Source organism: Gordonia jacobaea, from assembly GCF_965344965.1.
Classification (GTDB): Bacteria; Actinomycetota; Actinomycetes; order Mycobacteriales; family Mycobacteriaceae; genus Gordonia; species Gordonia jacobaea.
The window spans coordinates 1,264,651-1,279,768 of record NZ_CBDRLS010000001.1; the positions used below are offsets into that span (position 1 = coordinate 1,264,651).

At 65.8% G+C, this 15,118-nt stretch carries 13 protein-coding genes; 10 read left to right on the top strand and 3 right to left on the bottom strand.

The annotated features are described in order from the left end of the window. Positions 1-42: 42 nt before the first annotated feature. Positions 43-1,449 carry a hypothetical protein gene (locus ACRVY7_RS05875; protein ID WP_431816331.1) on the top strand — a complete coding sequence of 469 codons (1,407 nt, stop codon included), beginning with the start codon at positions 43-45 and terminating at the stop codon, positions 1,447-1,449. A 179-nt stretch (positions 1,450-1,628) separates the two neighbouring features. Here ACRVY7_RS05875 and ACRVY7_RS05880 read toward each other — a convergent pair whose 3' ends face one another. Then, the gene (locus tag ACRVY7_RS05880) at positions 1,629-2,246 is read right to left on the bottom strand and encodes a TetR/AcrR family transcriptional regulator (RefSeq protein ID WP_431816332.1); all 618 of its coding nucleotides are present in this window, start codon (positions 2,244-2,246) and stop codon (positions 1,629-1,631) included. 231 nt (positions 2,247-2,477) lie between these two features. On the opposite strand from ACRVY7_RS05880, the gene ACRVY7_RS05885 reads away from it, so the two are divergent. After that, positions 2,478-3,938, top strand: a complete 1,461-nt coding sequence (locus ACRVY7_RS05885) for an MFS transporter (protein ID WP_431816333.1) — start codon at positions 2,478-2,480, stop codon at positions 3,936-3,938. A 25-nt stretch (positions 3,939-3,963) separates the two neighbouring features. Here the strand turns inward: ACRVY7_RS05885 and ACRVY7_RS05890 are convergent, their stop codons facing one another. Further along, positions 3,964-4,644, bottom strand: a complete 681-nt coding sequence (locus ACRVY7_RS05890) for a TetR/AcrR family transcriptional regulator (RefSeq protein ID WP_431816334.1) — start codon at positions 4,642-4,644, stop codon at positions 3,964-3,966. Between the two features lie 140 nt (positions 4,645-4,784). On the opposite strand from ACRVY7_RS05890, the gene ACRVY7_RS05895 reads away from it, so the two are divergent. Further along, a complete protein-coding gene (locus ACRVY7_RS05895) occupies positions 4,785-6,335 on the top strand; it encodes an MFS transporter (RefSeq protein ID WP_431816335.1) in 1,551 nt (516 codons plus the stop codon). Positions 6,336-6,404: 69 nt separating this feature from the next. Beyond that, positions 6,405-6,971: a nitroreductase family protein gene (locus ACRVY7_RS05900; RefSeq protein ID WP_431816336.1), complete on the top strand. Its 567-nt coding sequence runs from the start codon at positions 6,405-6,407 to the stop codon at positions 6,969-6,971. Positions 6,972-6,977: 6 nt separating this feature from the next. Here ACRVY7_RS05900 and ACRVY7_RS05905 read toward each other — a convergent pair whose 3' ends face one another. Continuing rightward, positions 6,978-7,412, bottom strand: a complete 435-nt coding sequence (locus ACRVY7_RS05905) for a hypothetical protein (protein ID WP_049700530.1) — start codon at positions 7,410-7,412, stop codon at positions 6,978-6,980. Positions 7,413-7,650: 238 nt separating this feature from the next. Here ACRVY7_RS05905 and ACRVY7_RS05910 point away from each other — a divergent pair, with 238 nt between their 5' ends. The 6 genes from ACRVY7_RS05910 (at position 7,651) to ACRVY7_RS05935 (ending at position 15,109) form a co-directional block, all read left to right on the top strand. Then, positions 7,651-8,508 carry a glycoside hydrolase family 16 protein gene (locus tag ACRVY7_RS05910; protein WP_431816337.1) on the top strand — a complete coding sequence of 286 codons (858 nt, stop codon included), beginning with the start codon at positions 7,651-7,653 and terminating at the stop codon, positions 8,506-8,508. A 24-nt stretch (positions 8,509-8,532) separates the two neighbouring features. Then, positions 8,533-9,948, top strand: a complete 1,416-nt coding sequence (locus ACRVY7_RS05915) for an FUSC family protein (protein ID WP_431816338.1) — start codon at positions 8,533-8,535, stop codon at positions 9,946-9,948. Then, the gene (locus ACRVY7_RS05920) at positions 9,929-10,174 is read left to right on the top strand and encodes a hypothetical protein (RefSeq protein ID WP_431816339.1); all 246 of its coding nucleotides are present in this window, start codon (positions 9,929-9,931) and stop codon (positions 10,172-10,174) included. Before ACRVY7_RS05915 ends, ACRVY7_RS05920 begins: the two co-directional genes overlap by 20 nt. A 208-nt stretch (positions 10,175-10,382) precedes the next feature. Next, positions 10,383-12,233: a 2-isopropylmalate synthase gene (gene leuA / locus ACRVY7_RS05925; protein ID WP_431816340.1), complete on the top strand. Its 1,851-nt coding sequence runs from the start codon at positions 10,383-10,385 to the stop codon at positions 12,231-12,233. A gap of 313 nt (positions 12,234-12,546) precedes the next feature. Beyond that, positions 12,547-13,761: a DUF2254 family protein gene (locus ACRVY7_RS05930; RefSeq protein ID WP_431816341.1), complete on the top strand. Its 1,215-nt coding sequence runs from the start codon at positions 12,547-12,549 to the stop codon at positions 13,759-13,761. Positions 13,762-13,813: 52 nt separating this feature from the next. After that, complete coding sequence (locus ACRVY7_RS05935) at positions 13,814-15,109, top strand: ion channel protein (RefSeq protein WP_270484687.1); 1,296 nt, start codon at positions 13,814-13,816, stop codon at positions 15,107-15,109. Positions 15,110-15,118: the final 9 nt, after the last annotated feature.

The window sequence follows — 15,118 nt, forward strand, 5'->3', positions numbered from 1 at the left end:
TCCACGTGCTGCAGACCACACGCGTCCCCTAACATCGCTGAGGTGACCAGCGAGACCGAGGTCGGGAAGGCGAGCCGACAACGCCGCTCCCGGAAGACCAGCGTCGCACCCGGCGCGACGTCCGCTGATCGAGCCGACGCGCCTGCCGCGGGTCGGCCCGGGGCGAATCCGCGTCGAGTCCGCCGGGTTGAGCGGCCCGCAGCCGGCGACGGGCGGGAGGAGATCGAAGCCACCTCACGTCCGGCCGTCGAAGACGACTCGCTGCCCTACTGGGTGACGGCTATCGGGGTGTTCATCGCGATCCGGATCGTCGGATTGCTTGTGCTCGGTCGGTTCGCGCAGTTGCGCGAGACCAGCGTCGGAAACGCATTGTCGGCGTGGGATGGCAAGTGGATGCTCGCGATTGCCGAGCACGGTTACGGCGACGTGCCGTACTCGCTCACCGACGCCCGCGGTCTGCATACCGCCGACACCGCGTACGCCTTTTTTCCGGGGTATCCGTATCTGGTCGGGTGGATCGCCAAGCTTCCGTTCATCACGCCGTTTGGTGCGGCGATCTCGCTCAACGTCGTTCTCGGTTGCCTGACCGCCGTCGGAGCCGCTCGGCTGGGCGCCGACTGCGTACGTGCGATGGGTAACCGCTCGCCACTGACGCGCGGGGTGTCGGTCAATCCTGAACGTGTCGGGCTCTACCTTGTCGCGATCCTGGCCGCGACGCCGATGGCGATCGTGCTCAACATGGCTTACACCGAGGCGTTGTTCTGCGCGTTGACGGTGTGGGCGCTCGTGGGAGTGATCGAACGCAACTGGCTGCTCGCGGGCGTGGCGGCCTGCCTCGCGGGGACCGTGCGCCCGACGGCCGTCGTCATCATCGGCGTCGTGATGGTGGCCGCGGCGCTGACATTGGTGCGTGATCGGGATGCGCGATCGTGGCGATCACGACGCGGAAGTGGCGCCTACCTGTGGCTGGCGATCGTGCTGAGTCCACTCGGATATCTCGGCTACCTCGCGGTCGTCTGGGCACACACGGGCTCCCCGACCGGCTGGTTTCGTATCCAGACCGAGGGCTGGGACACCCGGATCGACGGCGGCGTCGTCACCTTCAACTTCGTCAACGACGCGCTGGTGAACTCCGGCGAGGTTGCCTCCGTCGCCACCGCGTGGATCATCATCGCGACGTTGATCATGGTCGTCGTCGCATTCTGGGCGCGCCTGCCGTGGCCGGTGGTCGTCTACGGGACGCTCGTCGTGGCGTCGATCATGCTGTCGAGCGGACTGATGATCAGCCGCCCCCGGCTGCTACTCCCCGCCTTTGTGCTGCTGCTTCCGCTCGCGATCGCGCTGGCCAAGCAGCGGACGTCGGTCGGCGTGGCCGTCGTGGTCCCGATGGTCATCGGCAGCGCCTGGTTCGGCGCGCACATGCTGACCGTCTACCCGCACGCGATGTGAGGTCGGGGCTCGGGGTTGTTCCTCGGGCTTCGGCCGGGCGCTTGCGGCTCTTCCTCGGGTTTCGGCCCGGCCGCTCGACTCTTCCCCGGGTTCTGCACGTTTCCCCGCGACACTTCTCGCCGAAACCGAAGGAAGTCGCGGAAAGAATCCTTCCCCTACTTTCTGCACCCGGCCGACGCTCAGCCGCGCGGGCGGAGGCCGTCGAGCACGAGGCCGACCATGCGTCGGCGCGTCTCGGGTGTGTCCTCGGCGACGCACGTCATCGACAGTCCGCCGACCAGGCGTGAGATGTCCGACGGCTCGATGTCTTCGCGGAACACGCCCTCGCGCTGGCCCTTCTCGAGCGTCGCGGCCATCAGTTCGCGTGACTGGTCGCGGGCCTCGCTGAAGACCGGAGCCTCGTCGCCGACGGCCGCGAGGATCGCCTCCTTCATGCCGCGCTTGGTGCTCGCGGTGGACATGTACGCCTCGAAGACCCCGGCAAGTGCGACGTCGGCGGGCCCTGACTCCAGCAGGCGCCAACCGTCGGCGATGATCGAGTCCGAGTAGCTCCGAAATGTGGCTTCGACGAGCGCCGCACGATTGGGAAAGTGCCGGTACAGCGTCCCGATGCCCACGCCGGCCTCGGCGGCGACCTTGTCGAGCGCGACGTCGACGCCCTCGGCGTGGAAGAGGTCCGCGGCCGCGGCGATCAGCTTGTCGTAGTTGCGTGCGGCATCGGCGCGGGCGGGCCGTCGGGACAGAGTGCGCCGCGCATCGTTCCCACTCGCGGCCCCGACCACTGACTCCCCAGCCACGGCGACTCCTACCTTCCGACCCGAACGACACCGACGACGCCGCGCACACAGATGGAGCAGCGCCCGCAGACAAAACAGTTGCAAAGCGGAGGAACCCTCCGTATATTAATCGGAGGAAGCTTCCGTTTCTCCAGTGAGTGTACTCCACACCGGCGTGGGTGAGCCCGATCAGACTCACGCCGAATTCAGTGCACTGCTCCGCCGATCCATTCATCCGAAAAGAGCGGCCACATGTCCCTTTCCTCCATTGATCGCACAGCAGATTCGACGCCTTCGGGCTCAGGCCTACGCTCGCGCATCAACACCGATGCCCTGGTGCTGGTCGCCGTGCTCGGATGCCAGTTGATGGTGGTGGTCGACGCCACCATCGTCAACGTCGCACTACCCGATATCCAACGCTCCCTTGGCTTTTCGACGTCGAATCTCTCCTGGGTGCTCAACGCCTACACGCTCACCTTCGGTGGGCTGCTACTACTCGGCGCACGCCTGGGCGACATTCTCGGTCGACGCCGCACCTTCCTCGACGGCCTCGGACTGTTCGTCGCGGCGTCGGCATTCGGTGGTCTCGCAACCGATTCGACGATGCTCCTCGTTGCCCGCGCCCTGCAAGGTGTCGGTGCCGCGATCGCAGCACCCGCTGCACTGGCACTACTGATGACCCGATTCTCCGACGGCCAGCAGCGCACGCGCGCACTGGCGCTGTTCACCGCCGTGTCGATCGGTGGATTCTCGCTTGGCCTCGTCTCCGGCGGAGCGCTCGTACAGTGGCTCGACTGGCGCTGGGTCTTCTTCGTCAACGTGCCGATCGGACTCGTGGTAATCGTCGCGGGTGCACTGTCACTACCGCGCACCACACGCGAGCGCGGCTCCTTCGATCTACCCGGCGCCATATTGTCTACTGCCGGAATCGGTCTCATCGTGTACGGCCTCGTCAACGCGGCCGAGCACGGATGGGGCAGCACGATCACCGTCATCGCCCTCGTCGCAGGCGCCGCGCTTCTCGGCGCGTTCGTCTACGCCGAAGACCGCGCACACCAACCGATCACACCGCTACGACTCTTCGCCTCGACGCCGCGGAGCGCTGCATTCGCCGGTCGATTGGTGATGGTCGCGGGCTTCATGGGCATGATGTTCTTCCTCACCCAATACATGCAGGAGGTGCTGCACTACGGCCCGCTCGAAACCGGATTGGCATACCTGCCGATGACGGCGGCTACTTTCGGCGCATCACAGTTGAGTGCGCGAGTTCTGGTGCCACGCTTGAGTACTCGCACCCTGCTACTCATCGCATTCGGTGCAGCGGCAGCCGGGTTGTATTGGCTGAGCACTCTCGACGCTCATACTCCGTACCTGTCACTGCTCGGGCCGTTCATCCTCGTCGGCGCGGGCGGCGGTATGGCCTTCCTGTCGCTGACCACGGCGTCGTTACGCGGCGTCGACCCTCAGGATGCCGGTGCGGCGTCGGGCTTGGTCAACACCGCACAACAGCTAGGTGGCACAGTCGGTTTGGCGATCATGGTCGCCGTCTTCGGGGCCGCAACACGCGGAATGCCCACGTCGACAATCACATTCGCCCACGGCATGACCGTCACCGTACTGGTCGCTGCGATCCTGCTGACGGCTGGCGGCGTGCTGATGGCACTCACCCAGGGTGAGGCGCGCCCGCGACCGGTCGAGACATCACTCACTTGATCCGACGCGGCGTCGTCGACCTCACCTACGATTTCGACGACGCCGCTCTCGCCTCGAACCCCGCGCACAGATAGTCGACTCCGGCGTCGAGCAGCGCGCGCGGATCGTTCAACCGTGTGGCGTCGGCAGCATCGGACAACGTGGACAGATGCGGCAACCGCGAGGTGACCCGACCGGCGATGAGGTCGGCGAGTCCACTCGGATGTTCACCGGGCGATGCGTCGAGCAACTGTTCACTGACCTGCGCGAGCGCGACGCCATTGACGTAGCTCCACAACGTGAGTGCCATTTCGGTTGCGGTAGTGATGTCGACGCCGAGTTCGGCGAAGCCCGCCGCAAGCCAATCGAGGCCCTCGAGCGCGTCGACACCAAAGCTGTAGCGCGGCGCCGAGTACGCCAGCACCACCCACGGATGGCGGCGATAGAGCTGCCAATCGATGTCGACGGCGATCGCGACCCGTTCACGCCACGACCACGGCCCCGCCTCGTCGATGGGATAGGGAAATCGACGACCGATCTCCTCAGCCATCGCCTCGAGCAGCGCGTCCTTGTCGGAGATGTGCCGGTAGAGCGACATCGCGCCGACGCCCAGCTCCTCAGCGATGCGTCGCATCGACAGCGCGGGCAGCCCGTCCCGGTCGGCGACGTTGATGGCGGTGTCGACGATCAGCTCGGTGGTGAGCTTGGGCGCACGCTCGTCGGCCACCGACTCTCCTCACGTCTCGGGAATAAATTGTTTGCGTACAGCGTACTCATCACCGTACCGTCGATGCGTACGGCGTACGCGGGTGCCCGAAGGCACAAGACCGTCGACGCATTCAGACCTATCGAAGGAGAGCAGTAGTCATGTCCGTCCGCATCCGTCCGTCCGAGAAGCGCTCCCGCGAAAATCCGGGTGCCGATCGACGCGCGTGGTGGGGACTGGCCGTGCTGACTCTTCCGGTGCTGCTGGTGTCGATGGACTTCTCCGTCCTCTACCTCGCGATCCCGGCGATCACCGACGCCCTCGATCCCAGCGCCGCCCAGCAGTTGTGGATTCTCGACATCTACGGGTTCCTCATCGCAGGACTGCTCATCACGATGGGCAACGTCGGCGACCGCGTCGGCCGTCGACGCATCCTGCTGTTGGGTGCCGCGATGTTCGGCATCGCCTCGATCATCGCCGCGTTCGCTCCCACCGCGGGCGTCCTGGTCGCTGCTCGCGCGCTGATGGGTATCGGTGGTGCGACGCTGATGCCGTCGAGCCTGTCGCTGATCGCCAACATGTTTCCCGACGCCAAGTCGCGCGGCCGGGCCATCGGTGTGTGGACCGCCGCGTTCGCGGGTGGTTCGGCCATCGGCCCCGTCGTCGGAGGCGTTCTGCTGCACCACTATTGGTGGGGCGTCGTCTTCCTGATCAACGTGCCGGTACTCGCCGTGCTGTTCCTCCTGGGACCCAAGCTGATCCCCGAGTACCGCGCAGGCACCGGTGAACCGTTCGACTTCATCGGCGTCGGACTCTCCCTGCTTGCGATCCTGCCGATCGTCTACTCGATCAAGACGATGGCGTCAGAAGGTGCAACCCTCCCTGTCGCAGCGGTCGGCGTGCTCGGTGTCGTGATGTTCGTTTTCTTCCTCATGCACCAGCGTCGAACCACAGCGCCATTGCTCGACCTGAAACTGTTCCGCAACGTGCAGTTCAGCGCCGCCGTGACGGTCGCATTGTTCGGCATGATGGCGCTCGGCGGTATGTCGTATCTGACGGGCGTCTACCTGCAGTCGGTGCGCGACTTCGACGTCCTCAACGCCGCACTCGCCGGACTGCCGATGGCGATCGCCGTCGCGGTGTTCTCCATCGGTGCGACGCGCATCGCTGCGCGTGTCGGCATGCGGACGGCGTTCGTCGGGTCGGTCGCACTCGCCGCCGCGGGCAACCTGGGACTCCTGTGGCTCACGACGTCCAGCCCGCTGTGGGTCTACCTCGTGTTCACCTCGATCGCCGGTATCGGCTACGGCATCCAGTTCTCGCTGGTGTCCGACGTCGTCGTCGGCTCGGTGCCCGCGGAGAGATCCGGTGCGGCGTCGGGCATCTCGGAGACCAGCTTTGAGCTGGGAACCGCGCTCGGCCTCGCTCTGCTCGGTTCGCTCGCAACGCTGATGTTCCGCGAACACGGCGACGGCTGGGCATTCGGCGACACCCTCGGCGAGACTCTGCACCGCTCCAACGAGATGGGTCCCGCGGGCGCCGAACTCGCCACCGCGGCCAAGCAGGCATTCGTCGACGGCATCCACGCGGCGTCGCTCGCGTCGGTGATCGCGCTCGGTGTGCTCGGCGTAATTCTCGCGGTCGTGATGCGTACACCGCGCGTCGTCGAGCAGTCGGTGGATCCCGAACTGCCTGCCGCGCAAGACAGTTAGCCCTGTCGCGGGAGCCCGCTCCCACGCACGCTGCTCCTCATACCGTTGGGCTCCAGTACCGTTGGCGCGGTGCATGAACTGATCAGTCAGCGCTGGAGCGCTCGCGGCTACGACGCCGAGGCCACCGTCTCGGTCGACGAGGTCACCGAGATCCTCGACGCCGGACGGTGGGCACCCACGTGGGGACGCATGCAGCCGGTGAGGTTTGTGGTCGGTCTACGCGGCGATACGACGTTCGACGCGCTGACCGCCACGCTCAACCGGGGCAACACGACGTGGGCGCCCGCCGCAGGTGCACTTATCCTGTTGTGCACCACCGACGATCCGTCCGACCCCAAGCCCGACCTCTACGGCGGCGTCGACCTCGGGCTGGCGTTGGCACAGATGATCCTGCAGTGTGGCGCACTCGGCCTCAACGGACATCCACTCGCCGGATTCGACAAGGACTCCGCCAGAAGGGCTTTCGGCATACCCGCCGACAAGAAGCCGCTCGCGATGCTCGCCGTCGGACATCTCGCCGACCCCTCGACGCTGCCCGGCGAGATCCGCGAGCGCGACGCCGAGCCGCGCGAACGGCTATCCCTCGACGAGGTCGCGTTCACCGGCCACTGGGGCGAGCCGTTCGCGGCTAGCTGAGCGCCTCTATCCGCTGCAGGTCTCGAGCGCCTTCTTGATCGCGGCCCGGTGCGCGCTGCGATCCTTCTTGGCGATGCCATGGTCGCGCAGGAAGTTCTTGATCTCGGCGCGCTCCGGGTGCTTCTTGCGCATCTCTTCACGCTGCTGCTTGCGCTGAGCAGGGGTCAGCACGATCGTGTTCTCGAAATGCTCCTTGGCGCGCGGATGAGACTGGATCTCTTTCCACAGCGCGGGGTCTTCCTTGGCCAACGCCTTCTCGACTCCGGCCAACGTGCACTTGGTGCCGGGCACCGGGGTTGTCTGCGCGGGTGCGGGCTTTGCCTCATGCGGGGCCGGAGCGGCGTTCGCCACTCCGCCCGTCGCGATCGCGCTCGCGACGCCGACACCGGCCAACGCGACAGTGATGCGACGTGCCGTCGCTCCGGTGAACAAACGTGACATGTCTCTACCTTTCTCGGCACACACTCGCGGTTGAGTGTCGCAGCCAACCTTCCGGCGGCTCCTCGAAGCAAACGCTCAAAAGCTAAGTGCCGCCTGAGAATTCACAGTGCGAACGCCCAGTAATGCTCAGGCAAAGAGACTTTCAGTCGGCGCCAAAGTATCCTATTTCGTCGCTAATCCGACAGAACACCCCAATGTGGCGGGCCGCAAACTATGGTAAGCCTAGCCTGTGAAACTCATGCGTCGTGCGATCGTGACAGCCCTGACCGTCGGCAGCATCGGTGCTGCCGTGACCACGGCCGCTCCGGCCGCCCATGCGGCAGACACGGCATTCTCGGACGAGTTCAACGGTGCGGCCGGATCGGCTCCCAACAGCGCCCTGTGGAATTACGAAACCGGAGGCGGGGGCTGGGGTAACGACGAAAAGCAGACCTACACGTCGAGTCGAGAGAACTCACGCCTCGACGGAAGCGGAAATCTCCTCATCGAGGCCAAGAACTCCGGTAGCGGGTGGACGTCGGCCCGGCTGAACACCAAGGACAAGCGCGAATTCACCTACGGCACCATCTCCGCGCGGCTCTCACTTCCCACCGGCGCGGGCCTGCACAGCGGGTTCTGGCTACTCGGAGCCGACATCTGGGAAGTCGGGTTCCCGGAGTCCGGCGAGATCGATATCGCCGAACACATCAACAGCTACAACTTCGTGCACATCGGCGTCCACGGTCCGACCGGTTCCGGCGGCTTCGGTTCGGCCGACGCCGGGTCGTTGCGCGACATCCTGCCCGACGCCATCCCGCTTCCCGACGGCGCCAACGGCAAGTACCAGCGCGGCTCCGACATCACGGGCATCGACCCCACCGACTTCCACACCTACGGCGTCCGCAAGACGGCCACCTCGATCACGTTCCTGTTCGACGGGCAGTCGGTGTACACCGTCAATCGTGCCGACCTCACCGCCGGCCAGCGGTGGGTCTTCGACAAGCCGATGTACCCGATCCTGAACCTGGCCATCGGTGGTGTCTGGCCTGGTCCGACGAACTCTGCCACGCCCAACCCGGCGACGATGAAGGTCGACTGGCTGCGCTACACCCCCTGACCGACCCGGCCGTAGGGTTGACCGGTGCCCGGCTCTGACTCGCCAACACCAGCTGAACCGTTCAGACCACAGCCTCCCCCTCGCCTGCACGTCAGGCGCGCACTGTTCGCGATCCCCGACGTTCGCGGGCGCTGGCCCGCGGCCATCCGAGCGGGTCTCGCGTTTGCGGTGCCCGCGTGCGTCCTGCTCGCCGTCGGATTCGAGCGCGACTCGCTACTCGCGGCGCTCGGCGCCTTCGCCGTGCTCTACGGCGAGAAGCGCCCGTACCGAGTGCGGTGGCGGGCGATCGTGCTCGCGGCCGCCGTACTGATTGCCGCGGCCACACTGTTCGGGCTCCTCGGCCACTTCGCCGGTCCCCACCCGAACACCGCGGTCGCGCTGACGGTGGTCGTCGCTCTCGTGGCGTGGGCGTCGGCGACGGTGTTCACCGTCAACGCCATGCGACTCGGTCCGCCCGGTCCGTTCTTCTTCGTGCTCACGGCTTGCATCTCGTCCGTGGTGACCGGACACGGCGTCGACGTTTCCGCGCTGGTCGTCGCGACGTGCGCAGGCGGATTGAGTTCACTGATCGTCGGAATGGCACCGGCGCTGTGGCGTCCGGAAGGGCCACAGACTGCGGCGACGCTCGCCGCGATCGAGACGATCGACGCCTACCTCGCCGACAACCAGTCCACCGATCCCGCACATCGGCACGGTGTGGCGATGTCGACGCTCAACGCGTGGACCGTCCTGCACGACGCCGCTGCCACCGACACTCCACTCGCCCAACGACTCTGGACGTCGTTGCATCAGTTCCACGTGGCACCGCCGGGTCCGCTGTCGCCGCCGCTGCGTCGACCATCGGTGCGACACCGCTTGTCCACGGCACTTCGCCGCTATAGCCATGCACGCGTCACCACTGCGCGAGTCGCACTCACCGCGCTGGTCGCGGGCGTGGCGTCGCTCGCGATCGGTCTCTCGCGACCGGACTGGGCAATCCTCGGCACCGTCCTGGTGCTGCAGTTGGGCCCCGACCGCATCCGGGGCGTCATCCGCGCAACCCACCGACTCGCGGGAACCATCGTCGGCCTGGTGATCTTCGTCGGACTCCACCACCTCGGCCTCACCACACTGTGGCTCATCGTGGTGATCGCGGTGCTCAACGTGCTGATCGAGCTGACGATCGTCGGCAACTACGGAGTCGCGGTCTCGTTCATCACTCCTCTCGCCATGCTCATGGGCAACCCTGACTCCGACATCACCATCCCCGTGCGAGACCGCTTCCTCGAAACGCTGCTCGGCGTCGGGTTGGCCGTCGCGGCACTGTTGTGGCTGCTTCCGCACGCGCACCGACACACGTGGGCACGCGCCGACACCGACGTCCTCGACAACGTCGACCATCTCCTCGACGACGCCGCTCTCGCCGATCGGCTCACCACACATGCTCGCCGCACGGCGTGACCTGCAGTGGGCGCTGCTCGAGGCCGAGATGAGTGCAACCGACAGCGCAAGCGACGAACCGGACTGGGCCACGCCGCGGTGGCCGCGCCACATCGCGCTGTGTCGGGTGGGATACGAAGCACTCGATTGGTGCTACCGCACCGACCCGTCGACTCCGATCGCTCCCGGAATCCGGAGCACCCTGCGCATGCATCGCACCCTCGTCCACACACCCGAGGACCCCTGACATGCGGGTTCGGACAATGCGGACCGAGAGACCGATCGACTGACCTCATTTGATCGACGACCAGCCCGGGGAGTACATTTACTCGCATGCAGCGTGCACTCCTTCTCGGTTGCCGCGGCGGGGTCTGACACGACCGGCCCTCCGTCGCGGGGCCTCATCACGCGCCGGTCACTCCCCAATCTGAGACCTACTTCGGAGATTGACCATCATGGCACCAGCAGACACTTTCACCTCGGGACCGAGCCGCATCGTCGAGCCGTCCGGCCCCATACCCGCAGGGCAGCCCTCCTGGAACCCGCAACGCAGTTCCGCCATGCCCGTCCACCGCTACCGGCAGTTCGCCGACGAGGTCGAGCAGATCTCGATCCCCGATCGCACCTGGCCCGACAAGGTCATCACCGCGGCACCGATGTGGTGTGCCGTCGATCTGCGTGACGGCAACCAGGCCCTGATCGACCCGATGAGTCCCGCACGCAAGCGCCGCATGTTCGAGCTGCTGGTGCGTATGGGCTACAAGGAGATCGAGGTCGGTTTCCCGTCTGCTAGCCAGACCGACTACGACTTCGTTCGCGAAATCATCGAAGACGGCGCCATTCCCGACGACGTCACCATCCAGGTGCTGACGCAGTGCCGCGACGAGCTGATCGAGCGCACCTTCGATGCGTGCCGCGGAGCGTCGAATGTGATTGTGCACTTTTACAATTCGACGTCGGTGCTGCAGCGTCGTGTCGTCTTCCGTGCCGACAAGTCGAAGATCACCGAGATCGCGACACACGCCGCGCACAAGGTGCTCGACGAGCAGCAGAAGTACCCGGACACCAACTGGCGCTACGAGTATTCGCCCGAGTCGTACACCGGCACGGAGCTGAGCTACGCCAAGGAGGTGTGCGACGCGGTGAGCGAAATCATCGCTCCCACACCCGAAAAGCCGCTCATCATCAACCTGCCTGCCACCGTCGAGATGGCGACACCCAACGTCTACGCCGATTCCATCGAGTGGATGAGCCGCAATCTCGCACGCCGCGACTCGATCATCCTGAGCCTGCACCCCCACAACGATCGCGGAACCGCCGTCGCCGCAGCGGAACTCGGCTACCAGGCGGGCGCCGACCGCATCGAGGGCTGTCTGTTCGGCAACGGTGAGCGCACCGGCAACGTCTGCCTGGTGACGCTGGGCATGAACATGTTCAGCCGCGGCGTCGATCCGCAGATCTCGTTCTCCGACATCGACGAAATCCGACGCACCGTCGAATACTGCAACCAGCTCGGCGTACCCGAACGCCACCCCTATGGCGGCGATCTGGTCTACACCGCGTTCTCGGGCAGCCACCAGGATGCGATCAACAAGGGTCTCGACCAGATGAAGGTCGACGCCGACACCGCCGATTCCGACGTCGACGACATCCTGTGGCAGGTGCCCTATCTGCCGATCGACCCCAAGGACGTCGGCCGCAATTACGAAGCCGTCATCCGCGTGAACAGCCAGTCGGGCAAGGGTGGCGTCGCCTACATCATGAAGGCCGACCACGGCATGGACCTGCCGCGACGCCTGCAAATCGAGTTCAGCCGCGAGATCCAGAAGATCACCGACGGCGAGGGCGGCGAGGTCTCGCCCAAGGAGATGTGGGACGTCTTCGCCGACGAATACCTGTATCCGGTCCGCCCGCTCGAGCGTATGCGCCAAAAGGTCGACGCCTCCGAGGTCGATGGCGGCGACGACCACATCACCGCTGTGGTCAAGGTCGACGGCGTCGAGAAGGAGATCGCGGGCAGCGGCAACGGGCCGCTCGCGGCATTCGTCGACGCGCTGTCGACCGTCGGATTCGACGTCCGCGTACTGGATTACGCCGAGCATGCACTCACCGCGGGCGGCGACGCCAGCGCGGCAGCTTACGTCGAGACCGAGGTCAACGGTGAAACCGTATGGGGCGTCGGCGTTGCGTCGTCGATCACGACGGCGAGCCTGCGTGCCGTGGTGTCCGCAGTCAATCGCGCCTACCGCGTGAGTGCTTCGGCTCCTGCGGAGACCGATGCCGCCCCACGTACCTGGGCGCCGTAAACCTTTCTCTCACCGATGAACTCACGGTGACGCGGGTGACCCCCGCCGTCGCTGTGTCAGGCAATGGGCCGAAACTCTCGTCAAGCGGGCGATCCCCGCGCGCGAGGTTTCGGCCCATTCCGTCTGCGCGACACTCGTACCCGACGTGCGCCGGGGCCGCAGTTCAACCGGTATACACCGTTGCGCCCTGTCGTCCCGTTCGCCCCTTGCAGGCGCGCCTCACCCTGTAGTTTGTGAGACGGCAGCTTTGGGGGACCCTCGCGAAGGTGGTCGGTGTGATGACAGTTCGACGCCGCACCAAAGACCCTGGCCGATGAGCGCCTTCGACACTCTCGGGAGGCGTGCCCGCGCGGGCCTGACTCAGACCATCGGCGTGCTGCTCGGCGCCGGAGCAGCAATCGGCCTGACTCGCATCGGGGTCGGCCCACAGATCTCGACGTCGTCGGTCGCCACCGTTCTCATCGGCCTCGGTGGCGCGGTGTTCGGCACCCTCGCGGTGATCTTCTCATTGCTGTTTCTCGTAGTCCAATGGGTGGCAACCACTTTCACACCCCGTCTGACACTCTTCCGCGACGCTCCCATCGTCTGGCGAACAGCGGCCGTGGCGATGAGCGTCATCGTCTTCTGCATCACCGCGATCCTTGCGTCAGGGAGCCGAGACACGATCTCGGCATGTGTTCCGCTCGTGGCAGTCGTAGGAACGTTGGTCGTGTTGGTGCTCCTGCGCGTGGTACTCGCCAACGCCCTTGCCGCAACACAGATCTCGCCGGTGCTGACGACGATCTGCGAACACGGTCAGCAATCGATTGTCGCGACGTACCCAACGAGCGACAACCTCGACCCGAAGCCACGCATCGACCCTGCGGACGAACCACGCAGCATCCAGTGGTCCCGCAATCCGTTGGTGCTGCAGCGATTACACGTCGAGAGACTCATTCACCTCGCCGAATCCGCCGACGCCGTGATCGTCATGGAGCAGGCGGTCGGGTCGACCCTGCGCGCAAGCGCGACGCTCGCCCACGTGCACGGTCCTGCCGCACAGAGCAACGGCGAGAACGCCTCCGGGAAGATCGATAACGGAGCGTTCTTCGCCGCGCTCGACACCGGGCCAGAACGCACATTCGACGGCGACCCGCTCCTGGCCTTCCGCCTCATCGCCGATATCGCACTCCGGGCCATGTCTCCTGCGATCAACGATCCCGCGACCGCGGTGCAAGCGGTCGACCAGATCGAGTTTCTGTTGGTATCCGCGATGTCCATCGACGAAAGTGCGCGACGCTGGCGCGATAGCGGTGGTCGTCTCAGGCTCGTGGTCCCGCGGCCGTCGTGGACGGACATGCTGGTCGTCGGACTCGACGACGTCATCGCGGCCTCGCTCGGCTCGCCAATGATGCTCGCCAGACTCGACGCGGCACTCACTCACGTCTCGACCGTCGCGACCAGCGTCGAACAGCGTACGCAGCTTGCCCGACGACGTGCGTGGGTCGCACAGGCGCGGGCCGACCGATTCCCCTCACTCGATCAGTGAAAGTCTGCGTTTCGCGGTGTGAGGCGACTTCGGATGCGCGACAGTTTTAGTCATGAGTGAGGCAGCCACCGGACCCGGGCAGCAGGACTCCACGCGGGTACCCGTCGGGAAGCTCCTCGCGCTCACGCCCGTCGCCTTACTCGTGGGTGTCGTGTGCGCCCTGCTGCTGTGGGGAATCTCGGCCGTCGCCAGCACCCTCGAACACTTCCTCTGGCACACCGTGACGTCGTGGCTGGGCATCACGCAGAGCACCTGGTGGTGGATTCTTCTCGTACTGACCGTCACGGGCTTGCTGGTGGGAGCGGTGATCCGATTCGCCCCCGGCCACGCCGGAGGCGATCCCGCGACGCAGGAATTGGTGTCGAAACCGATTTCGGTCGGTGCAACCCCCGGCCTCGCGATCGCGGCGATCCTTGCGCTGGCCGGCGGCGTGAGCCTCGGTCCGGAGAGCCCGATCATGATCATCAATGCGGCGATCGTCGTTGCCGTCGGCGCACGCCTGATTCCGAAGATCGACCAGGACCAGTGGATGGGTCTGTCGACCGCCGCAACATTCGGTGCGCTGTTCGGAACCCCGGTCGCCGCTGCTCTCATGCTGTCGGAGGCCAATCCCGGCGATCAACGAATCCCGCTGTGGAATCGGCTGTATCTACCCCTGGTTGCGGCAGCTACCGGGTCGTTCGTCATCCTGCGTTTCACCGATCTCACGATGTCGATCGACCTACCGGAGGAGAAAATCGGCAGCATCGTCGACACCTTGATCGCCGTCGGGGTTGCCGTCGTCATCGCCGCATGCGGTGTGGTCGCGGCATTCGTGTTCGATCCCCTGCACCGGGTACTGCATCGCTCGCTACGAGATCCCATCGTCCGATTGACATTGGTGGGAGCGGTCCTCGGTGGCCTCGGAATCCTCGGCGGAACGATCACGCTGTTCAAGGGCCTCGATCAGATGAAGGAGCTGCCCGACCGCCTCGGGACCACGACCGCCCTCGGCTTCTTCGCGTTCGCTGGCATCAAGATGTGCGCCATGCTGTTGGCGAGCGCGGGCGGCTTCCGTGGAGGCCGCATCTTTCCGTCCGTCTTCGCCGGTGCCGCAGCGGGATTCGGAATGCACGTGATGTGGCAGTCGCTTCCGTTGACGATCACGGTGGCCGCGAGCATCGTCGGGATCGTCGTCGCGGCAACACGGAACGGCTGGATCAGCCTCTTTCTCGGGCTTGCCGTTGTGCCGCAACTGGATCTGCTGGTTCCGCTCCTGTTCGCGACGCTGGCCGCGTGGCTCGTCGTGGCCAACGCGCCCGAGTTGCGTGCCAAACCGGTCGACGAGGATGCGGCGGGACGCACCTGACGTGGACTG